Source organism: Photobacterium sp. GB-210 (genome assembly GCF_003026075.1).
In the GTDB taxonomy this organism is placed as follows: domain Bacteria; phylum Pseudomonadota; class Gammaproteobacteria; order Enterobacterales; family Vibrionaceae; genus Photobacterium.
Window position 1 is genome coordinate 642,777 of record NZ_PYNU01000001.1, and the last position, 26,622, is coordinate 669,398.

The following is a 26,622-nucleotide window of genomic DNA, read 5'->3' on the forward strand; positions in this document are numbered from 1 at the left end:
ATTACTCAAAACCTGTGCCGTTTAACAACCTAGACTTTAATGATTAACGTCGTTTAATGTCATTGTTAATCAGATTTCTTCAAAATGGATGATAAAAGAAAGGCTGCCAATAGGGCAGCCTTTTTGCGTTTTGCAATTCTAAACTAAATACGATTAGAAGTTTGCAGAGCGTGGAGTACGTGGGAATGGGATCACGTCACGTACGTTACCCATACCAGTTACGTAAGAGACTAGACGCTCAAAGCCTAGACCGAAACCAGCGTGTGGAACACTACCGTAACGACGTAGGTCGCGGTACCAACCCATGTGCTCAGGATCTAGACCCATCTCAATCATACGTGCATCTAGAATGTCTAGGCGCTCTTCACGTTGAGAACCACCGATGATTTCACCAATGCCAGGTGCCAATACGTCCATCGCTGCTACTGTCTTACCGTCGTCATTCAAACGCATGTAGAATGCTTTGATGTCTTTCGGGTAGTTCTTAACAATTACAGGTGCTTGGAAGTGTTCTTCTGCAAGGTAACGCTCGTGCTCAGAAGACATATCAATGCCCCACTCAACATCGAACTCGAATTTACGGCCAGAGTCTTGAAGGATCTTAATTGCATCAGTGTAATCAACTTGTGCAAAGTCAGATGTTACGAACTTCTCTAGGCGAGAAATTGCGTCTTTGTCGATACGTTGAGCAAAGAACTCAAGGTCGTCACGACGCTCTTCAAGTACCGCTTTGAATACGTACTTCAGCATGTCTTCAGCAAGTTTAGCTACATCGTCAAGTTCTGCGAATGCAACTTCAGGCTCAACCATCCAGAACTCAGCTAGGTGGCGGCTTGTGTTTGAGTTTTCAGCACGGAATGTTGGGCCGAAAGTGTAAACCTTGCTTAGTGCACACGCATATGCTTCAGCATTTAGCTGACCAGAGACTGTTAGGAAAGTTTCTTTACCAAAGAAATCTTTGTCAAAGTCTACTTCGCCTTTATCAGTCATTGGAATGTTAGCCATGTCTAGCGTAGATACACGGAACATTTCACCGGCACCTTCACAGTCAGATGCTGTGATAAGTGGTGCAGACATCCAGAAGAAGCCTTGCTCGTGGTAGAAACGGTGGATCGCTTGAGATAGACAGTTACGAACACGTGCAACAGCGCCGATCACGTTAGTACGTGGACGAAGATGTGCAACTTCACGTAAGTACTCAATTGAGTGACGAGTTTTAGCCATTGGGTAAGAATCTGCATCTTCAACCCAACCAACGACTTTCACGTTGGTTGCTGCTAGTTCAAAATCTTGACCTTTAGCAGGAGATGCTACGATTGTACCGGTAACCTCAACAGAGCAACCAGTTGTAAGCTTAAGTACTTCATCCTGGTAATTATTTAACTCATTAGGGACCACGGCCTGAATCGGGTCGAAACAAGAGCCGTCATAAATGGCAAGGAAAGAGATCCCAGCTTTGGAATCACGACGTGAGCGAACCCAACCGCGAACAGTAACTTCACTGTCTACCGCTAGTTTGCCGCTTAATACGTCTGTTACAGGCGCGTAAGTCATGTTTAAATCATTCTCCGTTTAGGCACTGACTTTGGAATTAAAGTATCTCGTGCTTAAAGATATTTATGTATTAGCAATATTACCTTTCTTACGACAAGCATCAAGTATTGATATCAATCAAATGATAAATTGATGAAAGAAATAGGCAATTTGAGGTGATAGTTGGTTAATTATCGGTCATTTGCAAGAAACCGCTTCGCTTTAGCGTTGTAAAACATTAAAGCGAAGCGGTTTTTTGATAAATGTTTTATAAATCAAGCAAAGTACAGAGCGATTAAGCGATGGCTAGATATTTGTGTGTTTGGATCGATAAACGCCAGTTACGTTGAATACATGTTTCAATACATAGTTCTGTTGCACGTGGCTTTTGACTGATAGGTTGAAGCGCAATCGTGACATCAGGTTTTAGCGTCACGCCATCAATGAGCGCATCAAGTTGTTCAATGTCTTTGCTAGTGCCGACAGGGTGCTTGATCTCGTTAGCGCGCGCGAGGGAAGAAGCTAAAACGGGCAACTTTGCTTTCATGTTAATTTTTGGCGATACCGTTACCCAAGTATTATCACTGGTTTGAATTTCAGATGTGCCACTGGTTTCGATCTGACAATTAAAGCCAGCATCTTCTAGTGCATGAGTTAAAGGACGAAGATCGTAAATACAAGGTTCACCGCCTGTAATAACAACATGTTTAGCCGTATATTTTTGATCTTGTAATAATTGCACTACACCATTAGCGTCAAGATTAGTCCAAAGTGGTGAGTCCCCAGTTTTAGCCATGATCTGCTCTAAGCTAACTAAATCTTGTGGCTCTGCTGTCCAAGTTTGTTTGGTGTCACACCATGAGCAGCCAACAGGGCAGACTTGTAATCGAACAAAAATTGCAGGCACGCCAGTAAATACACCTTCACCCTGAATTGTTTCGAATACTTCGTTAATTTTGTACACGTTGAACCTCTTATTTTCACGTCTATAACCATTCTAGTGTCAATGAAACATGATCATTATTAGAAAAGTTACTGCGTGAAATAAATCCGCTAATTAAAAAAAAGAGTAGGCAAAAAAGCCTTTTTTTCATTATCGCAGAAGCGAAACTCAATGTCTTTAGTCGTTGATAGTGATACTTGTCACGTACTGACGATAAGAGGCTTCACAATTACTTCGCAAAGTAAAAAAATTAGTTTCCGAAGGTTTTTAAGCTGATTTTTCTCAGGAGTATCGACATGTACGTCGCTCAGCCAGGCCATATCGATCATATAAAAAGAAATAATGCCGGCAGCGTATATAAACTAATTGATTTGTATGGGCCGATCTCGCGCATTGAATTGTCTAAACGCAGTCAACTTGCCCCCGCAAGTATTACTAAGATCACCCGTGAATTAATTGATGCGCATTTAATTAAAGAAACGCAATTTCAAGAACCGAGCAGCCGTGGACGACCTGCTATTGGGCTAGTTCCTGCCAATGAAGGGTGGCAATTTTTATCTATTCGTTTAGGTCGTGGTTATCTTACTATTGCTTTACATGCACTTGGCGGCGAAATTCTAGTAGAAGAACGTCAAGATATTGAGCAACTGCATCAAGAAGATGTGGTTAAAAAGTTATTAGCTGAAATAAACATTTTCTTTGCCAATCATGTTAGCGAACTAGACAGAATGACAGCGATTGCGGTGTCATTACCGGGGTTAGTTAATTCCAGTGAAGGTATGGTATTACAGATGCCACATTATAATGTGTCTAATTTACCCTTGGGTGAAATTATTCACAATGAAACTGGATTGCCTGTTTTTATCGGTAATGACACACGTTCATGGGCTTTAGCAGAAAAATTGTTCGGTAATTCTCGTGGTATTGCAAACTCCATTTTGATTTCTATTCATCATGGTGTGGGGGCGGGGATTGTCCTTGATGATAATGTGCTGCAAGGGAAAACCGGTAACGTGGGTGAGCTTGGGCATATTCAAATTAAGCCGTTTGGCAAACGTTGTTTTTGCGGTAATCATGGCTGCTTAGAAACCGTTGCGAGTTTACAGGCCATTTTAGAACAAGTGAAAACGCAGCTTAAAGCAGGACATGAATCTATGCTGAATCATATGCCTTTAACGATTGAATCAGTATGTGATGCGGCAGTAGAAGGTGACAGTTTAGCGCGACAAATTATTGTGGAGTTAGGTCATAATTTAGGGCAAGCCATTGCGATAATGGTTAACCTATTTAACCCTCAGCGCATTTTGATTGGTGGGGAGTTTAATCGTGCTAAATCGGTACTCTATCCTGCGATTATGGATCGTATTAGCTCGCAAACCTTACCTGTTTATTTCGATGGCTTAGAAATAGAAGAAAGCTGTTTTTACACTCAAGCGACGATGCCGGGAGCGGCTTTGGTTAAACAAGCGTTGTACGATGGACATTTATTGATGAAACTCGTCGACGGTTAATTATATTTGATTTAACTGATTGCTATAACTAATTGATACTACATGGATATTAGAATTTTTCTTTAATTTCCATGTAGCTTTCTCGAATATGTTCAATCAGTGCTTGAATCCGTTTAGCAGGTTTTCTGGTATACGGATAGACAGCATAAATCCCCACCACTTTACCCGCATGTGCCGAGAGCAATTCAACTAACTCACCGCGCTCTAATTCATCATGAACTAAGCAATTGGGTAGATAAGCGATACCATTACCTGCGAGGACATTTTTTTTCAACGCTATCGCATTGTCGGATGAAAAGTTTCCGCTGACTTTTTGAGTGTAAATTTTATTTTGTTTAATAAATTGCCAGTCAAAAGGGCCAGTACTTTGAGGGTTATAACCTAGACAATTATGGCTATTGAGATCTTTAGGTTTTTCTGGCTTGCCATAATGTTCAATGTAAGCGGGTGAGGCACATATTACCCAGCGAGAATTAAAAATATGACGAGCGATTAAGCTTGAATCTTCGAGATAACCGGTACGGATCACCAAATCGTAGTTATCAGCAACGAGATCGACAAAGTGATTGTTTAGCGACATATCAACCGAAAGACCGGGGTGTTTCTGACAAAAATCAGACACGGCTTTTGCTAATACTAATTCGCCTGAAATTGTCGGTACTGACATCCGAATTTTACCAGAGAGTGCTTCGCTGTAGCCCTTCACAGAGTCAAAAGCAGCTTGAGCAACATGGTTGATACTTTTAGCACGATGGTAAAGGACTTCACCGGGTTCTGTGAGTGTTAGCTTTCGTGTGGTGCGATATATAAGTTGTAAGCCTAATTCGGTTTCAAGTTTACTAATACGCTTGCTAACAACGGATTTAGTCACATTATTGAGTTCAGCAACCTTACTGAATGAGCCATGTTCAATAACTTGAGTGAATAAAACGAGATCATCGATAGCTGGCATTATTTATCCCACTTAAAGCCTAATAGGCGAAGGATTATATACTTAAAAAGATTAAATTCTAGATAAAAAAACGCAGCCCGAAGACTGCGTTATTCGTATTCCCGTAATGTGCTTAACCACTAGTATCCTACTAGTTTGCTATCACTATTGGTGATAAGTAAGCTTACATATCATCAATAATGATGTAGGTGGCAAAGACGGGCCCATGCACACCAACAACTTTGATCAGCTCGATATCTGCTGTCGAGCTCGGACCTGAAATAAAGTTAACACATGAAGGTACACGTTCACCGTTCATGGCTTTTTGATGCAGAATCTCAGTTGCTTGTGTTAAACGAGCAACGATTGAGCTTTTAGGTACAACGAATACAGAAGCTTCTGGTAATAGGCTTACTGCGCGACCCTGTGCTGGGTTGCTGTAAAGTACCATTGTGCCTGATTCTGCTAACGCTTGTTCAGCGAATACAACACCAACTTTTGCACGTTCAGCTACTGTGATGTTTGCTTCGTAACCCGCCGAGTGATCCCAAATGTAAACACCATGCTTATCGGCGCTCAAGTCTTTCGGGTCAATAATGTTAAGTAGACGAGTATCTGCGGTAAAGATGGTTTCACCAACAGGATCAATGTTTGTTTCGTCTTCGCTGCAATATTTGAAACAAACATTACGCAGTGCTTCTGCTAACTGTGCTTTGGTTGTCACAACAGCTTGTGCGCCTAAAGAAGACTGCGTGTATTCGATCAAGATATCTTTTAATTCATCTTGTGATTTATCAGCAAATACGTCTTTGTGACAGTTATATTTTAGGTTCGGACGCTCTACTGGGGTAGTAATACGCTCACGACCAAGTTGTTTAGCGATGTTGTTAAGGAAACTATCGCGATTATAAATGCGTTGCTCATTTTGAGATGACATACGGAAAGCTCCTTAATTATTTATTTTTGTTTTTAAACCAACTGCGGAATGACTCACCCGATGGGTTTGGTAAATCACGCGTCTGAGTCCATGCGTTTAGTAGACCAACTTTAAATGGTAATTGACCATTTTTAATCAGTTTACCTGCAACGATAGCACCGATCTTAACGGTTTTATCCCATAGTGCAGGGTGAGCATTCACAAAGCTAAATCCACTGACGGAAGCTCGCTCCATGGAATCTGTGATTTTCTCTTCACCCATGATTTGACGGTGTTTAAGTAGCAAATCAGACAATGGGATTTTCACCGGACATACGTCATGACAAGCACGACATAAGCTACAAGCATTGGGTAGATCTTTAAAATCTTCATAGCCGCCAAGTAGTGGCGAAAGTACCGCACCAATAGGGCCTGAATAGATTGAACCGTAAGATTGACCACCGATATGGCGGTATGCAGGGCACGTGTTAACACACGCTGCACAACGGATACAACGTAGGATAGAGCGGAATTGAGAACCAAGAATTTCAGAACGACCGTTATCTACAATCACCAAGTGGAACTCTTCAGGACCATCACAGTTACCGTCTTCACGAGGACCTGTAAGTGCTGTCACATAACCTGTTAGAGGTAGACCTACTGCACTTCGACATAGCAAACTCGCAACAATATCGAATTCTTCAAACGTAGGAACGATACGCTCCATACCCATTACCGCGATATGCGTTTTCGGTAGGCTGGTTGCAAGACGTGCGTTACCTTCATTGGTCACAAGGGTAACGGTGCCTGATTCTGCGATAGCAAAGTTACAGCCAGTAATACCGATCTCTGCTTCAAGGAAATCATGACGAATATGTTTACGAACAAAACGTGTCATTTCTTCTGGATCAGAAGAGCCTTCGTAACCGAGTTTCTTGTTGAAAACATCACGAATTTGAGTACGGTTTTTATGTAGTGCTGGTACAACGATGTGTGATGGCGCATCACAATCATCGACTTGAAGAATGTATTCGCCAAGATCGGTTTCAATCACTTCACAGTTATTACGCTGAATCACTTGGTTCATACCGATTTCTTCGGTCACCATGGATTTAGACTTAACCACTTTTTTCGCATTCTTTTGCTGGATAATTTTTTCGATGTAGTTAGTTGCATCTTCAGCTGTTGCTGCAAAGAATACATGACCACCGTTCTTTTCAACGTTATCGCTAAGTTGTTGTAGGTAGTAGTCTAGGTTTTCAAGCACATGGTTACGGATATCCATACCCATTTCGCGCCACTCTTCCCAGTTACCGAGTTTCTCCGCAGCAACAGCGCGATTTTTGAACATACGTTCTTGTGCATTAGCAACAGCGGCACGCATAGACTCGTCTTTCATTATTACATGAATACGATCTTTAAATTTTTGGTTGCTTGTTTTCATTGACATAATAATGACCTCTTAACGACTCATCAGCACATCAACAATGTGCATCACTTTGATTGGTTGACCTTCACGGCTAATACGACCACCAATATTTAATAAGCAGCTAATATCAGCGCCGATTAAGAAATCAGGCTCTGCTGCTTTAATGTGACGCACTTTTTCTGTCACCATCTCACCGGAGATTTCAGACATTTTCACAGAGAATGTACCGCCAAAACCACAACATGTTTCTTGGTTTTCGATAGGTAAAAGCTCAAGTCCTTCAACGTTGCTTAGAAGAAGTAGAGGTTCTTCACGTACGCCAAGTTTACGGATCAAGCTACAAGAAGGATGGTAAACACCTTTACCTTCAAGACGAGCACCGACGTTTTCAACACCTAGCTGACGTACAACAAATTGTGTTAGTTCGAACAGACGATCAGCGACTTTTTTCGCGCGCTCTGCCCATTCTGGTTCATCTGCTAAATACTCAGGGTACTTTTTAACCGCAGCCGCACAAGAACCGGCAGGGGTTACGATAGGGAAGTCATTGATCTCAAAAGCTTGGATCATACTTTTCATTGCCGGCTTACTTTTTTCAATGTAGCCACTATTTAATGCAGGCTGACCACAACAACCTTGACGTTCTGGGAAGATCACATCGCAGCCAAGTTGTTCTAGTAAACCTACTGTTTTTTTGGCAACTTCAGCTTTTACTGTATCGCCTAGGCAGGTGACAAAAAAGTTTACCTTCATTTTATTGCTCCAGTGGCGGGTTACCGCCTGATTGTTCATATTTGAGATTGGCTTACCCGAAAGCAAGCCAATCATTTATCTAATGTTATGTAGGGACAATTAGATAAAAATGCTGACACATGCTGCAATCACACCGTACAAAATCATAGGGATCACTGTACGCTTAATGATGTAGCCTTCTTTATTTGCAATACCAAGAATGGTCGATACCGCAATAATATTGTTAATACACACCATATTACCCATCGCACCACCAACAGATTGCATGGCTAAAATAGTGGTTTCAGGCAACCCAACATTGTGCGCGATACTCTGCTGAATTGCGCCAAAGGTTAGGTTTGAAACGGTTGCTGATCCTGAGAAAAAAGCACCAAGCGCACCTAAATAAGCGGCGCAGTATTGCCAGTTTTTACCCATTAGATCAGCAAAGGCATTACCCGTTGTCATAATGGGTGAGTGCTCTCCACCAATCATCATAAACTTCACCATAATTAACGCGCCTACTAGGGCGATAAACGGTGTTTTAATGCGTGATGCGGTATCACTAAATACTTGTTTTGTTTGCTGCATATTCATTTTTAGGAAAGGAATTGAAATAAGCACTACCACAAAAAACGGAATTAATGCTGGCACATAGAGTGTTTTATATGCCCAAGATGTATCTGTACCTAAAATATGACTAAGCTGAATGATTAACGCTTGGCTAAGATGTAAATCAGCAAAACCTACATTTAGATGTAACATCGGCGTTGCATCATTTAATAGGCCTTTGAGACTAAGTTGCTTAATACGGGTTACGATTAAAATAACAATCAGTAACAGTGTTGGCGCCATTGCTTTAAAAACAGTACCAAATGGTAATCTTGCTAATTTTTCTTTGTTATGAGCATCTGTCTGCTTTTCTAAACCAATATTGTAACGAGCAAAAATAATCGACAGCGTTAAGCCAATTGCGCCACCGATCAATGCTGGGAACTCGTAGTTCCACTGGGCTAGACATACATAAGGTATAGTACATGACCAAATGCTTAGTTGGATAAACACAAAGTTGCGTTTTATTTGTTGCCAGTTAACAACAAACTTAAGCGCAATGACGGGAATAACCACCGCTGCCGCTGTATGCATAATTGCTGATAGGCGACCGACATCAAGCAATTCTGCATCGGGAAGTCCTAAGTTGCCTAAACCAAACCATGTAGGTGTACCCACTGCACCAAAAGAGACTGGAACAGAATTCATAACCAGTGCTAGCATGGCTACACGTAATGGATTAAAACCAAGACCGACTAATATCGGCGCTGCAATTGCTGCCGGGGTACCAAACCCTGATGCGCCTTCAATCATAAAAGCGAATGCCCATCCAATAATCATCAACTGACCGACTTGGTTTTTACTGATGCCTTCTAACCATTGGCGAATCACATCTTCAGCACCAGATACGTTTAACGTACGATTTAATAAAATAGCACCTGCAATAATTGATATTGGCGTTATCGCGGATAATGCACCAGAAATGACGTTTGCGGCTAAAAGTTGGCTGTCTGTACCAAAATAGACAAGTTGTAAAAAACCAACGATGAGTGCCGTCACTGGTAATGCGATATGTGATGGTAACGCATTCTTTTTTGTCATCATCCAAATTAAAAGCAAAATAGGGATAACCGATATTGCAAGATTTAACATATTTCCCACCTAGGTTATTTCGTTGTTTCACGAAATTGTTTTGTTGTTATTTTTAATTATTTACTGAGTGACACGTAATAACTGAACGCATAACCGCAGTGGGGAGAGTATTTTAGGTTGGAAATAGATGATGACTATCTATTTTTTAATCCCAAAGGTGATGAAAAATAAAAGAAATGTGATGCTAGTTGACAGTTATGTATCAGCGGTTATTTTTATATTTATTTATAATCAATGGGTTGTGTGTTTCTGGAGAGAGTGTTTAATAATTGATTAGGTGAGTATTGGAAACAAACATTTTGCGATTCCAACCTAATAAAGATGCTAATTTTTTGAATAATAGATAAGTTTAGTAAAAAATAAAATAAGACTTATTTTCAAATGAAATCGTATTTGTTGTAATTAAACTACAAGTGCGATTTTATTTTTGTATAAGAATGGAAATATAAAACGACGTTATTTTGTTTATATTATAAATAAGGTTGTTTTTATATTTGAAATTGTAAATGAATGGTCAGGTTAAATATATATTGTCGAGGTGAAGTGAAAAATTATAAATGCAATGAGTCAATAAATGAATAGGGTTATAGAGCCTCTCAACGGTATTTCTAGCTATAAGGAATTTAGCGAGAGGCTGTAAGTAAGTCTTAGTATATGGCTTTACCTATACTGTTAAACAGTTGGCTCACACCTTGAGTAAAATGAAGTGGGGCATTTGAGACGGTGTAGCAAAGGCACCCTTCAGAAGTTTTTGGGCTGTGTCCTGAATGTGACTCATCAAGTAAGATAAAATCACCAGCAACATAGTGCCCGTTTTCATCTTCGAAATCCCCAGCAAGCAACAGCGTAAGTTCGTAGCCTTTATGAGTATGAGTCGGGATAGTACCGCCTTTGCCTATGTGCAATAAGCTGGATCTGACTTCACCTTCTTCAAAGGGTAATCGAGCACGACTAATTTTCCCTAAATTGCGCCAATTTAACTGATGAAATTTAGTGAATGCTCTCGGTAATGCATAGGTTATACCTTTACATTCAATAGTAAGGGACTCTGGCTCATGGTATGGCGTATTGTCATCACTACTCTCTGTAATGTCACTCAGCATGGCAGAAAAACATGCATCTACTTTAAGATCATGCTGTAAATCACGTTGTGCATCTTTTGCTTGCGCCCAAGAAGCATTGGCAATTTGAGGTGTTAATTGTGATTCTAACTGTTGGCAATGAGGGCAAAGTTCAATATGTGCTGCCACAGCCAGCGACATAGAAAGGGGTAATCTACCTTCTATGTGTTGCTCGAGTAATTGTTTATTGGGGTGATGTTTGATTAACGATATATTATTAGTAGGCATCGTCACTCTCCAAATGCGAACGCAGCTTTTGCAAGCCTAAGCGTAACCTTGATTTTACGGTCCCCACTGGGAGTCCTAACTGATCGGCAAGTTCTTGATGTGAACGCTGATTGAGATAAATTTCCTTCACTACAACTTGTTGATTTTTTGGTAATGTTGCTATTAATGTAACGAGCTCATCACTGAGCTGTTCGTTACTTGGATCATCAGATGTTGTGACGAGTCTCTGTTCAAAAATAGGCCAGATATCATCACTGTAATTATCTTCTTTTGTTGCTTGACGCTTACGTAGAATATCAAAGCATTGGTTACGCATTATTGTATAAACCCATGTTGATACTGCCCCTTTCTCAGGATGAAAAAGGTGTGCTTTACGCCAAACAGTAAGCATTGTTTCTTGAACAAGCTCCATCGCATTCGCATCATGCTTGAGGTGTTTTAAACCATAAGAGCGGATTTTTGGCGCAAAATGAGAAAATATAGCGGAAAAGGCCGTTTTATCACGGTCTGTTGCTACACTAACGAGTAATTGTTTTTGTTGCTCAATACTGATCTCATTCATTGTGGGTGTTCTCAACCTATAATGATGACTAGATTGAGAATTAGGGTATGTAATAATAGACATAATCTCAATGTGTATTGATATAAATAGTGAATAGTTACATAGTGATACGTCATTAATTTAGTTATGGATCATTTTTCTGCAAATTATCATCAATTACCGTGTGTAGAAAAGATAAGGCGGCAGTATGGTCGTTTCGGCTCATGAACCACTGCTTTTGGTTGACTTCTAAGGGTAAAATTTCAAGCCAGCGCTGACATACCCATGTCATGTCTTCAAAATTAGGGGCAGGGTAATAGCTTGCATGATCTGGATGTTCTTGGAAAAGTACTTTAAGGCTGTTTGCTATCTCAACATCGGTATAGTTAATATCAGTACTTTGCCAATTAGGGACGGAAGATATCCTGCCAAAGAAAAGATCGTCTTCATCACGCCAATGATCGTCAATAAGAAATAACTCAACGGCTTGAATTGTGATACTCAATACACCGTCTGGTAAGGAATCAAAATCAGTGATAACTACGCGTGTGCCAAAGTGGCAGATCGTATTATCGATTGACATGCACAAACCGAATCCATTTTTGTTTGTAGCTGCAATTTTTACCAGTTTGATATAACGAGGTTCAAAGATCCTTAATTTGCTGATCCCGCCTGGTAATAGATAAACATCTAGTGGAAACAGAGGTATTTGCATAATCTTAGCCCTAGCTGACGTACTCTCATCGATACTGTACTTAAATTATTATTATTTTTAGTACTGGCATCATGACCTAAAGTATAAGCAGACATAAATAAGATTTTTGTCTGCTTTATGATAAATCATGCGATATTTTCGCTAGAATTAATGACCGTTATATTGAACTTATAACTTTTTTAATTGCAGTCGTCAGTAGGGTTAGCTGTGAAGAGCTAATAATGAATGGCGGCATAATATAGACAAGTTTGCCAAAGGGGCGAACCCAAACGCCTTGTTGAACAAACTTCTCTTGAATACTTTTAATTTCAACAGGGTGATGCAGTTCAACCACACCGATTGCACCTAACCAACGGACAGATTTTACATTTTCAAGTTCTGCAATTACTGGCAGTTCCTGCGCTAATTGCTGCTCTATATTTTTGACTTGTTGTTGCCATTTATTTTCTGCTAATAAATCTAAACTGGCGTTTGCGACGGCACAAGCAAGGGGATTCCCCATAAATGTTGGTCCATGCATAAAGCATTGCGCTTCACCGCTGCATACGGTATCGGCGACATGCTTGGTGGTCAGCGTGGCTGACAAGGTCATATATCCACCCGTTAACGCTTTACCTAAGCACATAATATCAGGGCTTATTTCTGCGTGTTCACAGGCGAATAATTTACCTGTTCGACCAAATCCGACAGCAATCTCATCAGCAATAAGTAAAACATTGTATTGATCACAGAGCTCACGAATACGTTTTAAATACGTTGGATGATAAAAACGCATGCCACCTGCGCCTTGAACAATGGGTTCAATGATCACCGCAGCAAGATCTTGATGATGAAGACGCATTTTTTGTTCAAAGTCAGCGATGTCAGATTCATCCCAATTATCCCCAAATCCACATTCTGGCGATTTGGCAAAAATATGCTCAGGTAAAAAACCTTTATAAATGCGGTGCATGGAATTTGTTGGATCAGTCACAGACATTGCGGCAAAAGTATCACCATGATAGCCATGGCTAACCGTTAGAAATTTTGCACGAGATTCATTTTGTGCGTGCCAATATTGCAATGCCATTTTGAGAGCAACTTCAACGGCAACAGAGCCAGAATCGGCAAGAAACACTTTGTCTAAAGGATCTGGGGTGATGGAAATGAGTTTTTTACACAAATCAACGGCTGGCTGGTGGGTGATACCACCAAACATCACATGTGACATTTTATCAAGCTGCGCTTTTGCCGCTTCAGTTAAAACTGGGTGATTATAACCATGAATAGTCGACCACCATGATGACATACCATCGATTAACTGCGTACCATCTTCAAGGGTGAGATAAACGCCTTGGGCTGATGTAACAGGGTAGCAAGGTAGGGGAGTAACTGTTGATGTATAGGGATGCCAAACGTGTTCTTTATCAAAATCAACATCTATATTGTTTGTTTTTTGCACAGATGTAAACCTCTGTTATTATCCATAGTTGACAGTCTACGTGCTGTTAGTAGACTAGCCAAGTAGTAATAGTTCATAGAGTTATCATTTAATAGCTTTTTACTTAGTAAAAGTGAAACAAGACGTTAACAAATAGAGCTGTGAAACATAAGGTAAACATGAAGGATCGAGCAAGTCCTTGTGAGTCGTAAGATAACTATAATTGAGGTCAGACTGTGGAAGTACGTAATAATTGGACAGTAGAGGAAGTCCAAGCTTTATTCGATAAACCCTTTATGGATTTAGTCTTTGAAGCACAGCAAGTACATCGTCAATATCATCAGCCTAATCAAGTACAAGTCAGTACTTTGCTTTCGATTAAAACAGGCGCATGTCCTGAAGATTGTAAGTATTGCCCACAGAGTGCTCATTATCGTACCGATGTAGATAAGGAACGCTTATTGGAAGTTGAGCGTGTCCTAGACGCTGCAAATAAAGCAAAGCAATCAGGCGCAACCCGTTTCTGTATGGGAGCGGCTTGGAAGAACCCGAAAGAGCGCGACATGCCGTATCTACTCGATATGGTTAAAGGCGTAAAAGAAATGGGTTTAGAAACGTGTATGACGCTGGGTATGATCACCAGTGATCAAGCCGATACGCTTGCCGATGCTGGTTTAGATTATTACAACCATAACCTTGATACTTCCCCTGAATACTACGGCAATATTATCACCACACGTACTTATCAAGATCGACTTGATACGTTATCTCATGTTCGTGATGCTGGGATGAAAATTTGTTCAGGTGGGATCATTGGAATGGGTGAAAGCTCGCGTGATCGCGCCGGATTATTGGTTGAGCTAGCGAACCTGCCTGTTCACCCTGAAAGTGTACCGATTAATATGTTGGTAAAAGTGAAAGGGACACCGTTAGAAAGTGTTGATGATGTCGATCCTTTTGACTTTATACGTATTATTGCGGTTGCCCGTATTATTATGCCAATGTCAGCGGTACGTTTATCAGCTGGTCGTGAAGACATGAATGAGCAGATGCAAGCGCTTTGTTTCATGGCGGGTGCTAATTCTGTGTTCTATGGTTGCAAATTACTGACAACACCAAACCCAGGTGAAGATAAAGACATGCAGTTGTTTGCTAAGTTAGGGATTAACAGTGAGCAACAAGCAGCGAAACCTGATGAAGTTCAAGAACATGAATTATTAGGCAAAGTGGCACAACGTGTGGCATCTCGCCCGACTAAAGATGACATCTTTTACGATGCCTCTGTTTAGTCAACGCTTTCGCCATGCGTTAGCAGAACGAGATAAACAAAGGCTTTATCGTAGCCGTACCTGTTTATCTCGTAAGCTGGGTAATGAATCAGGACACATTTCTGCGGATCAACAATCATTTGTTAACTTTTCAAGTAATGATTATTTGGGATTAGCACAGTCATCTGAAATCATCGAAGCATGGCAGCAAGGGTTGAGCCTATATGGTGCTGGCAGTGGCGCATCACCCTTAGTGACAGGTTATCACTCTCCCCATGCAAATCTAGAAGCGCAATTATCGGAATGGCTCGGTTATGACAGGGCGTTACTTTTCAGTAGCGGATTTAGCGCAAATCAAGCTTTGCTTTTTACGCTATTACAAAAGCACGACAGTGTGTACCAAGATAAGTTGAATCATGCTTCATTGATGGAAGCGGGCATGTTATCACCAGCAATGATGAAGCGTTTTCCACACAATGATATTGATGCCCTAGATAGATTACTTGATAAACAAGTCCTCGAGCCTAACCAAGCACGAATGGTGATTACAGAAGGCGTATTTAGCATGGATGGTGATTGTTCACCGCTTAAAGCATTACGTCATGTTTGTGATAAACAAAAAAGTTGGTTAGTGGTTGATGATGCACATGGGTGTGGTGTACTTGGCGATGAAGGAAGAGGGAGTTGTGCAGCGAGCGGAATAAAAGCAGATATTTTAGTGATCACATTCGGTAAAGCGTTTGGGCTTCAAGGCGCTGCAATATTATGTGATAACGACACTGCTGAATATTTGATTCAGTTTGCACGACACTTTATTTACTCAACAGCAATGCCGCCAGCTCAAGCCTATGCATTAAGTAAAGCATGTGAAGTGATACAGCAACAACCTTGGCGACGAGAAAAATTAACAGCGTTAAGTGATTTGTTCACCCAGCACCTCGATGCTTCTATACCTTTGCAGTACACCATTACCCCTATAAAACCGATAGTTATTGGTAGTAGTGAACAAACTATCGCGATATCTGAGCAGTTAAAACAGCGTGGATTATGGGTAGGTGCAATTCGTCCTCCGACGGTTCCTCAAAATACAGCTCGTCTTCGCGTCACATTAACAGCGACACATAATGATAAAGATATTCGTCTGCTTGCTGCATCATTAAATGAGGTAATTAATGAGCAATATAATGGATAAATTTAATACGGCGTTAAATACCGAGCCAGCGATGCCAATAAATAAACAAGCGGTTGCATCGGCTTTTGGTAAAGCGGCAAAAAATTACGATAACGCCGCGGCATTTCAACGTAAAGTTGGGCATTTATTATTAGAGGAATTACCTCATCTTCATGCCGTAGGAAGCCATAAAAAAGCGATCGATGTAGGTTGTGGTACGGGCTATTTTAGTGCGGAATTGGTAAAGCTTGGCTTTAATGTGACGGCAGTTGATCTGTCTTTAGAAATGTTAGCGCAAGCCAAGCAACGCTGTAATAGTGATTGTGATTATCTATTGGCTGATGCTGAAAATTTGCCATTGGCAGACAATAGCTATGATATTGCTTTTAGTAGCTTGGCGTTACAGTGGTGTGATGACTTAGCTGTACCACTTCAAGAATTAAAGCGTATTGTTCGGCCGGGCGGTATGATCTTTTTCACAACGTTGGTTGATGGTTCGTTAAATGAGTTAAAAGATGCGTGGGCACAAGTTGATCAATATCAACATGTTAATGATTTTAAAACAGAAAATGAAATAAAAGTTGCGCTGGCGCAAACAGGAACACAGATAGATAAATTAGTATTCTCACCCATAGTCGTTCATTACCCATCAGCATTGGGGTTAATGAAAGATCTAAAAGGCATTGGCGCTACACATTTGCAACAAAAAAGGAAAAATGTGTTATTAGGTCGTAAAACATTGAACGCGTTAGAGCATGCCTATGATGCCTATCGTGATGAAAGCTATTTATTACCCGCCACGTATCAAGTTTGTTTTGGAGTTTTAATTAATGACTAATGCTTTTTTCCTTACTGGGACGGATACCGAAGTCGGTAAAACAGTCAGTAGTCGCGCTATTTTACAAGCGGCCAGTCAGCACAATATTCAAATGGCAGGTTACAAGCCTATCGCTTCAGGCAGTGAAGAAACAGCCGAAGGACTTCGCAATTCAGATGCTTTATTTATACAACAAGCATCGCCGGTTGAGCTTACTTATCAAGAAGTGAACCCTTATACGTTTAAAGATCCGGTCTCGCCGCATTTGGCTGCAGAAAGAGAAGGTAAAACCATTGATTTTGATGTGCTTTCACAGGGCTTAGCACACCTTAAAGCGAAATCTGATGTGGTATTAGTGGAAGGAGCGGGGGGGTGGCGTGTGCCCGTTACACGTACCGATTTCTTGTCTACATGGGTTAAACAAGAAAAGTTACCTGTCATTTTAGTGGTAGGCATTAAATTAGGGTGTTTAAGCCACGCCATGCTTACGGCTGAAGCTATTGAAGCTGATGGTTTAGAGCTGGTTGGCTGGGTTGCTAATCGGGTTAACCCTGGAGTTGAAAATTACGCAGAAATGATAAAAATGCTAGAGCTTAATTTACCGGGTGTGAAATTAGGGGAAATTCCTTATATGCCAGGTATTAATAGGCGTGATTTATCATCGTATATTCAATTAGAAAAGCTTGGGTTATAGCGTTTAATCATCGTTTTTTATACACAGAATAAGATAAAGGCACTCATTGAGTGCCTTTATCTTTATAACTGACCGCGGTATTACACAATTAATTATCTTGGTTAAGGCCAATGAGTAATTCTTGTGTTTCTGTTGCTGATGATTTTGATACCTGATCAATACCCAGCTCTTTATGTGCTTCTTCTAAAGACATGCCAAGGTGACAACGTAAAATATCAACGGCAACTTGGTAATTCTCTTTACTAGCCATGAATCCTCCCTGGTTCAACATTTTGTCTAATATAAACACAGCCACAATAGTAGAGAATGTTTTCTGAGGCAATAAGACTAAAGTCTAACAAGTAAGATAGTGCACATTTATTGTTCATAACTTATTGATATTATGTAGTTAATGATCATGGTGAATATGATATTAATTTTATATTAATGAGGGATAAGAGGATTAAAGAACGTCATAGATTGAGGATATTAAAAAAATAAAGCAAAACCTTTGTCTGTGTTCGCTATTGATAAATTGCCACTTTGAACATATATAAAGAATTAGTAACAATTAAACTCTTTAAATCATACGTATATTCATTGAATATAGTGTTAAGTTACAGACTTTGTTTACTATAGAGTCAGTATTAAGAGATAGCATCGATTCTACTGATAACGGTAGGAATTGAAATAATTTCTAAGTGGAGAATATTAGAAATATGAAGCGTATTGCATTGTTTTTATTAACAAACTTAGCAGTAATGCTGGTGTTCAGTGTTGTATTGAACATTGTTTATGCTGTAACAGGGATGCAACCCGGTAGCCTTTCTGGTTTGCTAGTTATGGCTGCACTATTTGGTTTTGGTGGTTCATTGGTTTCTTTGATGATGTCAAAGTCAATGGCCCTTCGTTCTGTTGGTGGTGTGGTTATCGAAAGCCCACGTAACGAAACAGAACACTGGTTGATGGAAACAGTATCTCGCCAAGCACAACAGGCGGGTATTGGTATGCCAACAGTCGCGATTTATGATTCGCCAGATATTAACGCATTTGCAACAGGTGCGAAACGTGATGATTCACTTGTCGCTGTTTCTACAGGTTTATTACACAGTATGACACGTGATGAAGCTGAAGCTGTACTTGCTCACGAAGTGAGTCACGTGGCGAATGGTGACATGGTAACAATGACGTTAATGCAAGGTGTTGTGAATACCTTTGTTATTTTCGTTTCACGTTTAGTGGCTGGCGCAATCAGTGGTGTGAACAATAACGATGAAGAAGGTGAAAGTGGCGGTAGCTACATGACATACTTTATCGTATCGACCATCATGGAAATTCTATTTGGTTTCTTAGCAAGTATTCTAACAATGTGGTACAGCCGCCATCGTGAATTCTACGCTGATGCGGGTTCTGCAAAGCTTGTTGGTCGTGAGAAGATGATCGCAGCACTTGAGCGTCTAAAAGTGAGCCACGAGCCACAATTAGAAGGTTCAATGATGGCGTTTGGTATTAATGGTAAGAAGTCATTATCTGAATTATTCATGACTCACCCACCACTAGAAAAACGTATTGAAGCACTTCGTCAAGGCGAGTACTTAAACAAGTAATCGACAAAGACACTTTCTCAACTAGAAAGCGTTAAATAAAGCCCTATTAATGAAAATTAGTAGGGTTTTTTTTGCGTTTAACTTGCGTAGTGAGCAAGTAAAACGAGAAAGAGGCTTGTCGAACTACGCCAGAAGTTAATGGCACAGTCCCCAGCCAGCAAAAAACGATAGTCCCATCAGAAATAACCGCAGTATTTTCAGTTACAGGCAGTATAAAAACGCAGTAATGACGCCTGTTCTTGCAGGTAGAGTGATGCTATTTCGTCGCTTTTGTTGAATCGGTCACCCCAAATGCCCCAAAAATAAGATCCTGGATATTAAAGATACCGACATAGGTCTGCGCAATAGCAGCGGTTGGTGCAGGTAAGTCTTTATCTGCGAAATAGTTTGGTAAGTGCGTCGCGATAAACATAACCTGAAAACCGCAGACAAGAAACCTAAGTGAATAAATCAAAGCTTTTGTTTTGAAATACTCCTTTAAGGCTTCTGGTTGTGTTTGGCTCTATAATTAATATTATTTTAACTGATGCCAAGGGCTTAAATTAAAACGCTTTGCGCTGTAGTAATAATACGTAGCCATTGAAATACCTGCGGTTATGCCTGCAAATAGAGAGGTAAAAATAGCAGAAAAAAGAGCAATAGGCGTATCGCTGATTATCTCTGCAAGAATGAAAATAATCGCAAAAATAAGACTATACCATGCAGTAAAAATGGAAAAGTTGGTTTTGAAATGGCCATAATGAGGGAGAGGTGCTTGTAATCCTGACCAGTGCAATAATTGAAAGCTGATAGGATGACTATTCGATGGCTGAATGCCATAGCGCGTTAATTCTTGATGTGCTAAGGCTAATTGCTGTTCGAAATGCATTATTTTATCCCTAAACATAGTGTATGTGAAAAAGACAGCGTTATTATTTTGTAGTAAAAAATGAGTTTAAACAATCAAATTAAAATGAAAAGCTAATAAATTAATAAAGAAATTTTTATGGTTGTGATTTGTATTTTTTATCGATAAATGTCTTTATTGTTTTGCATTAATTATTGCTGTAAGGTTGCCGACCGAGATATAAAATATCATTTAATTAATGTTTCTCACCGAAGCATTATTTCTTATTGAGTAGCTATAAGTGTATAAGTTATTGTATATATTTTTAATTATCTCTTTTCCTTCATTTTCATTAAGCATAAATAGCTCTTCAGAGAAAATGCAGTTGTTAAAAGTTAAACAAGAATATGAGAACCAAATTCATCAATGTCAATTACTTGAAAATAGAAAATTAAAACCTATTAATGACTCATGGTTAAGTAGCCAACCTTTAGAAAGAAAAAAGATAATACTTAATGAATTGAATAATATGGCTCTTCAGCGGTGTGTTATAAAAAAAGAAAAAGATTTTACATATAAGTTATTGGATTATACAGCTAAAACAGGAGATAAATTATTTCTAAATAGTTGGCTTATATTTCAATCCGCTTTATATACTGCAAGAGATAATTTAGCATTAACAGAAGAAGAACGACAAAACATTAATCGGCTTGCGAAGATGCCAAAATATTATTATCCATTCAATATGGAATCTGTAAGTTAATGTTTAGTAACAAGTAAATGGGGAGAAGGAACTCCCCATTTAAATTAAATATTAATAAATGGAGATAGAATAACTACTCCGAGAACAGCCATAAGTAAGCTGATCCCTGCTGGTATAATCCATTGTTTTTTTGTTTCTTTATTATTTTGCACTCCGATTGAACCTCCTAATCCATTTAAGAGCTAATGCTTATCTTACATCCTGTTAAGCATTCAATTTATGATTATTTAAGAATAGCTATTAAAAACATAAAATTTATAACAAAGTTGTTAACTTGTGATCTCGAGTCAATAAAATAAGTAAAGAGATTATATTTATAAAACATATGATCTCGCTAACGTTATTATTTTTAGAATAAAAGCTCAAAACGCAACACAAAATTCCATTTTTATAGCTATTATTTTATTTATATTAGGAATATTTTGTCGTGTACCTCTTTTATGGAGTTTCACAATGACTAACTTTAAATATTACAGCGAAGATTTACCTTGCTTTATCTGTCATAAACGAATGGCTAAAACTGAACTTGGATGGTTTACACCAAGTATGAAAGACGATGTGCTTGAACAGATAAAAAGCGTTATCTCTCAATCAAATACAGACTATGAAGAGTATTTTTCAGTCAGTATCATATGTTCAGAAGATGAAGCGCGCGATTATTTGCTACTGAACTATTATGGTTATTCTGAACATGAAATTAACCATGGACAAGTTAACTCAGAAGATTCAACCGAAGTGAATGATCTCATTTCAGAGCATATGACATCAGAAGGTGTTGCAATGTTTAAACATGAGATTGCGTTACAAAGCTGTGAAGAGTGTACTCCTGAGATTGATGAAGACTATTAAATAAGTGGTAAAGGAAAGAATATGCTGTGGGATATCGGTTATGAAAAGTCGAACAAGGGTTTAGCGTCAGGCGAGTTACTACCGTTAATAACAAACGATCTTATCATTGAGCAAAATGGGATAGAGTTTATTGTTAATGTTGAGACAGAGAATATGAAAGTTAAACATTCTCCATCTGTAGCCACTCATGATCCGTTTGTATCACCATATAATCCTTCAGCATATATCAACACGATTGGAGAGCAACACGTTTGTTTATTAAATAAATTTCCTATTGTTGTTCCTCATCTACTTATCTGTGCGAAAAATTATATTCCGCAAACGTCGCCATTAGTGTTAAAGGATTTTGAAGCTTGGATAGAAGGAATAACGGATGATAGCGTCTTAGGTTTTTTTAATTCAGGTGCGATAGCAGGTTCTAGTCAAATGCATCGGCATATGCAGCTTATTAGAACATCACTGCCTTTAGAAAAGACAATTCTTCAGGGACTATTACCCTTTAAACATAACTTGATGAGATTCGAATATTTAAATGCAGCAGAGCTTTACCAGCATTATTTGTCGGTTATGGAATCAATGCAGTTGTATATGACATCGAGTATCAATGGCTTAACAGAATGTCACCCGTATAATATATTATTAACACAACGTTGGATGTTGCTTATTCCTCGCACAAAGAATCAAGTTGGCGAAATAAAAGGGCATGGGGTGAATTTTATTGGCCGCTTTTTGGTGAGTTCAACTGAACAATTGGAATGGCTAGAAAATTACGGTTTTGAACGTTTTTTAACAGATTGCGGTGTTCCAAAATAATAATCCGTTAAATTCGATTAAAGTCTGTCCAGATAGCACTTATTACTATTTACACTCGGTATTCACTTCGCTATTATTCGCGCCATGGAGAGATGGCTGAGTGGTTGAAAGCACCGGTCTTGAAAACCGGCATACGTTTATAGCGTATCTAGGGTTCAAATCCCTATCTCTCCGCCATATTTAAAACGAAAAGCCGCTGATTAATCAGCGGCTTTTTTGTATCTAGCGTATTGAAACTGCCCATGCCAATGGGGTGATACAAAGGGTTCAATACAAACTACTTTCCTGTATTTATTACATACCTTTCTCTACCTAAAGTACTGCGCTTGAAGCATCTTCTTATCATCACCACAAGCCGCAATAATTTTTTTAATCCGACGGACGAAATACTGTTCTTACTTTTATCACAGTAAAATATAGGTTGGATGTAATTTTTTGCGACTAACACTATGAAAATTAGTGCTTTTATTTAGTAAGATGTTGAATATTTACTGTATTAATAAAGCGTAAAAGTAAGAATGCTTATTAATATACTGTTATATGCCTTACAAAATTTTTAAACAACAATTAGAGGTAGAAAAATGAAAAAAGTTAAATTGTTATTAATTGGTGCAATCATTAGTGTTATTACGGGGTGTGCTGCAGGGGTTAATTTCAAAAAAATGAGCGAAGAGCAGTTAGTGGTTGGCTCTACTACAAAAGCAGAAGTAGTCGCTTCTATGGGGAAGGCTAATATAAATGGCACAAACACATTTAACGGTCAAACATTGGACATAATGACTTATTCGTACGCGAAAGTCGGTGGGGATGCAGTCCTTCCTGGTGTAACGCCAGCAAGAGCTCAAGGCTTACTATTCAATGGTGAAGTTTTAGCGGGTAAAGAGTATACAAGTTCCTTCGCTTTAGATAACACAAAATTTGATCTAGATACTGCTAAAACCATAAAGGAAGGTCAAAATCGAGAAAATGTAGTATCTGTTATGGGTGAGCCAAAAGGTAAGTATTTGTATCCTATTATTGAGGATCAAACTGGCTACGCACTAGTGTATATGTTTTCACAGACAAAAGGGTTTAAAACTAGAACGGATCTTTTGGTTGTTGAATTTAATTCTGAAAATGTAGTTACAAAAACCAAATTGTCTTCGTCTGGTAACCTGTAAGGCTAACAAATAAGGATATGTGTCGCGTAGCCGACACCTATCCGAAGTGTTGGACAAGCCCAAGCTACCTTATATAAGTAAATATTGGAAATATCATGAAGGGTGATGCTAAAAAGAAGTCGAACGTTATCCTTGGTGTGAACCAATAATATTAATACCCTGATTTATAATAAAACCCTCTTTTGTTCTGCAGCGTGAATGCCATTATCCTTATTATTGAGCGTCGGTTATCTGGGTCGAGATATTCCCGTTAATTGCATGACATGTTGGCAGCAGGGGCAAAAGGGTTGGGCTTTTATACGTACCGTTTTATTCGGTGAGGGCAACGTCAGTTGCCCGGCTAACATGAACATAAATTGGATCGCTTGAAGCTGTTTCTTATTATGACCACAAGCCACAATAATTCTTAAACATGGATATGAACCCTGCTTTGTCTCCATCTCTCTTATCTCCATTCTCTTTCTTTTAGTACTTGTGTTATTCCTATATCAATTTAGGCGAGATATTTTTGATTTCTGCTAACGAAGCAACCTGTTTATTTGTCCAGTTATAATGCAAGTCGTAAATTTTTACGCTTAGACTTCGTTTTAAATAAGAAAAAATGCTTAATTATTTCAACTTCTATTTATAAGGCATTGATATATAGGATGTAATATTCATGGTTGTGTTTTTAATCCGACGGACAAAATACCGTTCTTACTTTTACCAACGTAAACATATCGGGTGGATGCTAATTTTTGCGATTAAGGTAATGAAAATAAATGTTTTTATTTATTAGAATGTTGAATATTTGCTGTATTAATAAAGCGTAAAAGTAAGAATGCTTATTAATATACTGTTATATGCACAAGGAAGTCGCTTGGAAACCGAGACATCTATAATTATCCCAAACCACTTACAAGGTAACTGCGGTAGGAACTTACATTGGGATTACTACAAAGTAGATGTAAAGCTTAAAAGCGGAGAAATTGTTAATGATTTATCTGTCCACGCTACTAAAGTTATAGTCCCTGTTGCAGGTGAAAGTAAATCTAAATACAACTTCCAAAGTGAAGATATAGATAATATAAGACCTGCAACCTTAATTAGTAGGTTAAAGACTTCAGTATTTGGGTGGTAATGTATGTTTAAATCCAAAGAGCTCAATTTGCTTCTTGAAGAAGAATTGATAAAAGGTAATCAAATTGCTGAAAATTCTTCTTGGCCACCTAAGTGTGAGTCGCTAATTATTCTTAACAATCGGTTTGCTAAAGAATATGATTGCGGTAATTTAGTTTATCGTGAAATTAAAGACTCACACTATTGGCATGCAGAGTATTCAACAATTGATGACTCAGAATGTTTGGCCTGCAAGTAGAGTGCATATAACAAAAGCTTAAACAAGGACGCAAAAACAGCAGGCTTTGCGCTCCTTCGTCGCTAATTTTAGCCTGCTATTTTCCGCCTGTTAAGGCGGGCGTTAGGTGCTTGAAGGAAAAGGTAAGTATGGAAATTGCTTTTCAGCAGATAAACATTGATGATTTCGAATTGTGCGTAGCTGCGAGAAAAGATGCATACTTTTGTAGTTTTGGGCATTACGATGGTTTCGACGACTTCATCAGTGGTTATCGTGAACGAGTATTAGACCGGCTAGCAACATCAGGATGGTTCTATATCCATATATTTGTGGATGGTCAGTTTGCAGGGCAGTTAGAGTTTCGTAGCTTTTCACCCGAGCCGGAGACTGGCTATGTGCATCTCATTTACTTAAAACCGAATTTTCGTGGTTCAGGACTCGCTGCAAAATTGCAGGATTATATTGTAAGCGTATTGAGTACAGCGGGTTGTTTGCGTGCTGTACTTTTAGTAAGCCGAACTAACCATAGAGCTCTCACATTCTACAAGCGCCATGGTTGGGAGTTCGTGCGCAAGAATCCCAAGCACGATGAAACCGACTTTTACCAACTTTGGCTACGCACCTAACAAATAAGGATATGTGTCGCGTAGCCGACACCTATCCGAAGTGTTGGACAAGCCCAAGCTACCTTATATAAGTAAATATTGGAAATAGCATGAAGGGTGATGCCAAAAAGAATTCGAGCATTATCCTTGGTGTGAACCAATAATATTAATGCCCTTGTTTATAATAAAATCCTCTTTAATTATGAAGCGAGAAAGCTATTATCCTTATTATTGAACGTCGGTTATTTGGGTCGAAATATTCCCGTTAATTGCATGACATGTTGGCAGTAGGGGCAAAAGGGTTGGGCTTTTATACGTATCGTTTTATTCGGTGAGGACGCCCGTTATGCTAACGCTATATAAATGGAGTAAAAAATGGAAGTTGTTGAAGTAAAAGGTTTTGAAATCGAAGGTTTAGTTCTAAGAACTCGCAATGAAATTGAGATGAATCCTGAAACGGCGAATATCCCAAAACATGTTGCATACGTTGACTCGAACTTAGTCATCAACTATCAATCGGGGGCAAGGGCTTATAGTGTCTACTGCAATTACGAGTCAGATGTTGATGGCTACTTTGATGTTTTGATGGGGTCAAACGAAATATCTTCTTCAAATGTTGCGCTGTCATCGGTATCTGTTCTTCCTGGCTCTTACCTTAAGTTTGAATCCGAAGGTGAGTTTCCTGCTGCTGTTATCGCCGCGTGGCAGTCAGTTTGGTCGTACTTTGCTTCTTCTAATTGTGCGCATGAAAGAGCTTATACAACAGATTTTGAGCACTACGAAAGTGCTAGTAAAGTTAGCGTCTACATTGCGCTGAAATAATTGACATAACAAATAGCTAAAGCGTGATTCGCACGCGTGGCACATTTACTATGCGTAACGTTTGGTGGTTACAATGGTTTTATATTGTATCGAGAGTTCAAAGCCTGTCTCTCCGCCAAGTTTTAAAAGAAAAAACCACTAATTAATCAGTGGCTTTTTTATAGTTACTAGATTCTCAACCATCGACT

General features: G+C 39.2%; 28 protein-coding genes, 1 tRNA gene and 1 pseudogene. 15 read left to right on the plus strand and 15 right to left on the minus strand.

The genetic code is table 11. The features are described 5' to 3' along the window. Nucleotides 1–153: 153 nt before the first annotated feature. Nucleotides 154–1,554, minus strand: coding sequence for an asparagine--tRNA ligase (asnS, locus tag C9J38_RS02955; RefSeq protein WP_107205796.1), 1,401 nt, complete (start codon nucleotides 1,552–1,554; stop codon nucleotides 154–156). A gap of 274 nt (nucleotides 1,555–1,828) precedes the next feature. Then, a complete protein-coding gene (queE, locus tag C9J38_RS02960; RefSeq protein ID WP_107205797.1) occupies nucleotides 1,829–2,497 on the minus strand; it encodes a 7-carboxy-7-deazaguanine synthase QueE in 669 nt (222 codons plus the stop codon). A 275-nt stretch (nucleotides 2,498–2,772) separates the two neighbouring features. On the opposite strand from queE, the gene C9J38_RS02965 reads away from it, so the two are divergent. After that, nucleotides 2,773–3,987, plus strand: coding sequence for an ROK family protein (locus C9J38_RS02965; RefSeq protein ID WP_107205798.1), 1,215 nt, complete (start codon nucleotides 2,773–2,775; stop codon nucleotides 3,985–3,987). Nucleotides 3,988–4,036: 49 nt separating this feature from the next. On the opposite strand, the gene C9J38_RS02970 is transcribed toward C9J38_RS02965, so the two are convergent. From C9J38_RS02970 to bioA, 9 genes are all read right to left on the minus strand, one after another. Beyond that, entirely contained in the window at nucleotides 4,037–4,939 is a 903-nt protein-coding gene (locus tag C9J38_RS02970; RefSeq protein ID WP_107205799.1) for a LysR family transcriptional regulator, read from the minus strand. 163 nt (nucleotides 4,940–5,102) lie between these two features. Next, a complete protein-coding gene (locus tag C9J38_RS02975) occupies nucleotides 5,103–5,855 on the minus strand; it encodes a lactate utilization protein C (protein ID WP_107205800.1) in 753 nt (250 codons plus the stop codon). Between the two features lie 16 nt (nucleotides 5,856–5,871). Continuing rightward, nucleotides 5,872–7,284 (minus strand): LutB/LldF family L-lactate oxidation iron-sulfur protein, encoded by a 1,413-nt coding sequence (locus C9J38_RS02980; protein ID WP_107205801.1) that lies wholly within the window; start codon nucleotides 7,282–7,284, stop codon nucleotides 5,872–5,874. 12 nt (nucleotides 7,285–7,296) lie between these two features. Continuing rightward, nucleotides 7,297–8,016 carry a (Fe-S)-binding protein gene (locus C9J38_RS02985; protein WP_107205802.1) on the minus strand — a complete coding sequence of 240 codons (720 nt, stop codon included), beginning with the start codon at nucleotides 8,014–8,016 and terminating at the stop codon, nucleotides 7,297–7,299. Nucleotides 8,017–8,115: 99 nt separating this feature from the next. Beyond that, nucleotides 8,116–9,699: an L-lactate permease gene (locus C9J38_RS02990; protein WP_107205803.1), complete on the minus strand. Its 1,584-nt coding sequence runs from the start codon at nucleotides 9,697–9,699 to the stop codon at nucleotides 8,116–8,118. A 647-nt stretch (nucleotides 9,700–10,346) separates the two neighbouring features. Further along, nucleotides 10,347–11,048: a ChrR family anti-sigma-E factor gene (locus C9J38_RS02995; RefSeq protein WP_107205804.1), complete on the minus strand. Its 702-nt coding sequence runs from the start codon at nucleotides 11,046–11,048 to the stop codon at nucleotides 10,347–10,349. Then, the gene (locus tag C9J38_RS03000) at nucleotides 11,038–11,610 is read right to left on the minus strand and encodes a sigma-70 family RNA polymerase sigma factor (RefSeq protein WP_107205805.1); all 573 of its coding nucleotides are present in this window, start codon (nucleotides 11,608–11,610) and stop codon (nucleotides 11,038–11,040) included. The genes C9J38_RS02995 and C9J38_RS03000 overlap by 11 nt, the downstream gene beginning before the upstream one ends. A gap of 124 nt (nucleotides 11,611–11,734) precedes the next feature. After that, a complete protein-coding gene (locus C9J38_RS03005; RefSeq protein ID WP_107205806.1) occupies nucleotides 11,735–12,304 on the minus strand; it encodes an LON peptidase substrate-binding domain-containing protein in 570 nt (189 codons plus the stop codon). A 157-nt stretch (nucleotides 12,305–12,461) separates the two neighbouring features. Continuing rightward, on the minus strand, nucleotides 12,462–13,745 hold the full coding sequence (gene bioA, locus C9J38_RS03010) for an adenosylmethionine--8-amino-7-oxononanoate transaminase (RefSeq protein ID WP_107205807.1): 1,284 nt from the start codon (nucleotides 13,743–13,745) through the stop codon (nucleotides 12,462–12,464). Nucleotides 13,746–13,960: 215 nt separating this feature from the next. On the opposite strand from bioA, the gene bioB reads away from it, so the two are divergent. Genes bioB through bioD form a run of 4 tightly spaced genes read left to right on the plus strand, consistent with a single transcriptional unit; the run spans nucleotide 13,961 to nucleotide 17,674 of the window. Beyond that, nucleotides 13,961–15,013, plus strand: coding sequence for a biotin synthase BioB (gene bioB, locus C9J38_RS03015; RefSeq protein ID WP_107205808.1), 1,053 nt, complete (start codon nucleotides 13,961–13,963; stop codon nucleotides 15,011–15,013). After that, complete coding sequence (gene bioF / locus C9J38_RS03020; RefSeq protein ID WP_107205809.1) at nucleotides 15,000–16,184, plus strand: 8-amino-7-oxononanoate synthase; 1,185 nt, start codon at nucleotides 15,000–15,002, stop codon at nucleotides 16,182–16,184. The genes bioB and bioF overlap by 14 nt, the downstream gene beginning before the upstream one ends. After that, nucleotides 16,177–17,001 carry a malonyl-ACP O-methyltransferase BioC gene (gene bioC / locus C9J38_RS03025; RefSeq protein WP_107205810.1) on the plus strand — a complete coding sequence of 275 codons (825 nt, stop codon included), beginning with the start codon at nucleotides 16,177–16,179 and terminating at the stop codon, nucleotides 16,999–17,001. Before bioF ends, bioC begins: the two co-directional genes overlap by 8 nt. Continuing rightward, nucleotides 16,994–17,674, plus strand: coding sequence for a dethiobiotin synthase (gene bioD / locus C9J38_RS03030; RefSeq protein ID WP_107205811.1), 681 nt, complete (start codon nucleotides 16,994–16,996; stop codon nucleotides 17,672–17,674). The genes bioC and bioD overlap by 8 nt, the downstream gene beginning before the upstream one ends. Nucleotides 17,675–17,762: 88 nt before the next feature. Here bioD and C9J38_RS21865 read toward each other — a convergent pair whose 3' ends face one another. Further along, a complete protein-coding gene (locus C9J38_RS21865; RefSeq protein ID WP_199186999.1) occupies nucleotides 17,763–17,924 on the minus strand; it encodes a hypothetical protein in 162 nt (53 codons plus the stop codon). Between the two features lie 448 nt (nucleotides 17,925–18,372). On the opposite strand from C9J38_RS21865, the gene htpX reads away from it, so the two are divergent. Further along, nucleotides 18,373–19,260, plus strand: coding sequence for a protease HtpX (gene htpX / locus C9J38_RS03035; RefSeq protein ID WP_107205812.1), 888 nt, complete (start codon nucleotides 18,373–18,375; stop codon nucleotides 19,258–19,260). 88 nt (nucleotides 19,261–19,348) lie between these two features. Here htpX and C9J38_RS21965 read toward each other — a convergent pair. Both C9J38_RS21965 and C9J38_RS03040 read right to left on the minus strand, forming a co-directional pair. Next, a pseudogene (locus C9J38_RS21965) lies at nucleotides 19,349–19,762 on the minus strand (MFS transporter); the annotation flags it as partial. Between the two features lie 12 nt (nucleotides 19,763–19,774). Continuing rightward, the gene (locus C9J38_RS03040) at nucleotides 19,775–20,128 is read right to left on the minus strand and encodes a DUF6404 family protein (RefSeq protein ID WP_107205813.1); all 354 of its coding nucleotides are present in this window, start codon (nucleotides 20,126–20,128) and stop codon (nucleotides 19,775–19,777) included. Between the two features lie 259 nt (nucleotides 20,129–20,387). On the opposite strand from C9J38_RS03040, the gene C9J38_RS03045 reads away from it, so the two are divergent. The 5 genes from C9J38_RS03045 to C9J38_RS03065 all read left to right on the plus strand — a co-directional run bounded on the left by C9J38_RS03045 (nucleotide 20,388) and on the right by C9J38_RS03065 (nucleotide 23,671). Then, on the plus strand, nucleotides 20,388–20,849 hold the full coding sequence (locus tag C9J38_RS03045; RefSeq protein WP_233218461.1) for a hypothetical protein: 462 nt from the start codon (nucleotides 20,388–20,390) through the stop codon (nucleotides 20,847–20,849). 453 nt (nucleotides 20,850–21,302) lie between these two features. Beyond that, a complete protein-coding gene (locus C9J38_RS03050; RefSeq protein ID WP_107205815.1) occupies nucleotides 21,303–21,698 on the plus strand; it encodes a hypothetical protein in 396 nt (131 codons plus the stop codon). 21 nt (nucleotides 21,699–21,719) lie between these two features. Then, complete coding sequence (locus tag C9J38_RS03055; protein WP_107205816.1) at nucleotides 21,720–22,511, plus strand: phosphorylase; 792 nt, start codon at nucleotides 21,720–21,722, stop codon at nucleotides 22,509–22,511. An 86-nt stretch (nucleotides 22,512–22,597) separates the two neighbouring features. Continuing rightward, a tRNA-Ser gene (locus C9J38_RS03060) sits at nucleotides 22,598–22,688 on the plus strand. A 404-nt stretch (nucleotides 22,689–23,092) separates the two neighbouring features. Then, entirely contained in the window at nucleotides 23,093–23,671 is a 579-nt protein-coding gene (locus C9J38_RS03065; RefSeq protein ID WP_107205817.1) for a hypothetical protein, read from the plus strand. Between the two features lie 227 nt (nucleotides 23,672–23,898). On the opposite strand, the gene C9J38_RS03070 is transcribed toward C9J38_RS03065, so the two are convergent. After that, nucleotides 23,899–24,111 (minus strand): hypothetical protein, encoded by a 213-nt coding sequence (locus C9J38_RS03070; protein WP_233217869.1) that lies wholly within the window; start codon nucleotides 24,109–24,111, stop codon nucleotides 23,899–23,901. Nucleotides 24,112–24,530: 419 nt separating this feature from the next. Between C9J38_RS03070 and C9J38_RS03075 the strand changes: the two genes are divergently transcribed. From C9J38_RS03075 to C9J38_RS03090, 4 genes are all read left to right on the plus strand, one after another. After that, nucleotides 24,531–24,791, plus strand: coding sequence for a hypothetical protein (locus C9J38_RS03075; protein ID WP_146144053.1), 261 nt, complete (start codon nucleotides 24,531–24,533; stop codon nucleotides 24,789–24,791). 3 nt (nucleotides 24,792–24,794) lie between these two features. Further along, nucleotides 24,795–25,028 (plus strand): hypothetical protein, encoded by a 234-nt coding sequence (locus C9J38_RS03080; RefSeq protein ID WP_107205819.1) that lies wholly within the window; start codon nucleotides 24,795–24,797, stop codon nucleotides 25,026–25,028. Nucleotides 25,029–25,156: 128 nt separating this feature from the next. Further along, nucleotides 25,157–25,633: an N-acetyltransferase gene (locus C9J38_RS03085; RefSeq protein WP_107205820.1), complete on the plus strand. Its 477-nt coding sequence runs from the start codon at nucleotides 25,157–25,159 to the stop codon at nucleotides 25,631–25,633. 354 nt (nucleotides 25,634–25,987) lie between these two features. After that, nucleotides 25,988–26,434 carry a GyrI-like domain-containing protein gene (locus C9J38_RS03090; RefSeq protein WP_107205821.1) on the plus strand — a complete coding sequence of 149 codons (447 nt, stop codon included), beginning with the start codon at nucleotides 25,988–25,990 and terminating at the stop codon, nucleotides 26,432–26,434. The last annotated feature ends 188 nt before the right edge of the window (nucleotides 26,435–26,622 follow it).

Bases quoted from the DNA above. Each gene is read 5' to 3' on its own strand.
- asnS (WP_107205796.1), bottom strand. From the start codon at position 1,554: ATGACTTACGCGCCTGTAACAGACGTATTAAGCGGCAAACTAGCGGTA.
- C9J38_RS02965 (WP_107205798.1), top strand. From the start codon at position 2,773: ATGTACGTCGCTCAGCCAGGCCATATCGATCATATAAAAAGAAATAAT.
- C9J38_RS02970 (WP_107205799.1), bottom strand. From the start codon at position 4,939: ATGCCAGCTATCGATGATCTCGTTTTATTCACTCAAGTTATTGAACAT.
- C9J38_RS02975 (WP_107205800.1), bottom strand. From the start codon at position 5,855: ATGTCATCTCAAAATGAGCAACGCATTTATAATCGCGATAGTTTCCTT.
- C9J38_RS02980 (WP_107205801.1), bottom strand. From the start codon at position 7,284: ATGTCAATGAAAACAAGCAACCAAAAATTTAAAGATCGTATTCATGTA.
- C9J38_RS02985 (WP_107205802.1), bottom strand. From the start codon at position 8,016: ATGAAGGTAAACTTTTTTGTCACCTGCCTAGGCGATACAGTAAAAGCT.
- C9J38_RS02990 (WP_107205803.1), bottom strand. From the start codon at position 9,699: ATGTTAAATCTTGCAATATCGGTTATCCCTATTTTGCTTTTAATTTGG.
- C9J38_RS02995 (WP_107205804.1), bottom strand. From the start codon at position 11,048: ATGCCTACTAATAATATATCGTTAATCAAACATCACCCCAATAAACAA.
- C9J38_RS03000 (WP_107205805.1), bottom strand. From the start codon at position 11,610: ATGAATGAGATCAGTATTGAGCAACAAAAACAATTACTCGTTAGTGTA.
- C9J38_RS03005 (WP_107205806.1), bottom strand. From the start codon at position 12,304: ATGCAAATACCTCTGTTTCCACTAGATGTTTATCTATTACCAGGCGGG.
- bioF (WP_107205809.1), top strand. From the start codon at position 15,000: ATGCCTCTGTTTAGTCAACGCTTTCGCCATGCGTTAGCAGAACGAGAT.
- bioC (WP_107205810.1), top strand. From the start codon at position 16,177: ATGGATAAATTTAATACGGCGTTAAATACCGAGCCAGCGATGCCAATA.
- bioD (WP_107205811.1), top strand. From the start codon at position 16,994: ATGACTAATGCTTTTTTCCTTACTGGGACGGATACCGAAGTCGGTAAA.
- C9J38_RS21865 (WP_199186999.1), bottom strand. From the start codon at position 17,924: ATGGCTAGTAAAGAGAATTACCAAGTTGCCGTTGATATTTTACGTTGT.
- htpX (WP_107205812.1), top strand. From the start codon at position 18,373: ATGAAGCGTATTGCATTGTTTTTATTAACAAACTTAGCAGTAATGCTG.
- C9J38_RS03040 (WP_107205813.1), bottom strand. From the start codon at position 20,128: ATGCATTTCGAACAGCAATTAGCCTTAGCACATCAAGAATTAACGCGC.
- C9J38_RS03050 (WP_107205815.1), top strand. From the start codon at position 21,303: ATGACTAACTTTAAATATTACAGCGAAGATTTACCTTGCTTTATCTGT.
- C9J38_RS03055 (WP_107205816.1), top strand. From the start codon at position 21,720: ATGCTGTGGGATATCGGTTATGAAAAGTCGAACAAGGGTTTAGCGTCA.
- C9J38_RS03065 (WP_107205817.1), top strand. From the start codon at position 23,093: ATGAAAAAAGTTAAATTGTTATTAATTGGTGCAATCATTAGTGTTATT.
- C9J38_RS03070 (WP_233217869.1), bottom strand. From the start codon at position 24,111: ATGGAGACAAAGCAGGGTTCATATCCATGTTTAAGAATTATTGTGGCT.
- C9J38_RS03080 (WP_107205819.1), top strand. From the start codon at position 24,795: ATGTTTAAATCCAAAGAGCTCAATTTGCTTCTTGAAGAAGAATTGATA.
- C9J38_RS03085 (WP_107205820.1), top strand. From the start codon at position 25,157: ATGGAAATTGCTTTTCAGCAGATAAACATTGATGATTTCGAATTGTGC.
- C9J38_RS03090 (WP_107205821.1), top strand. From the start codon at position 25,988: ATGGAAGTTGTTGAAGTAAAAGGTTTTGAAATCGAAGGTTTAGTTCTA.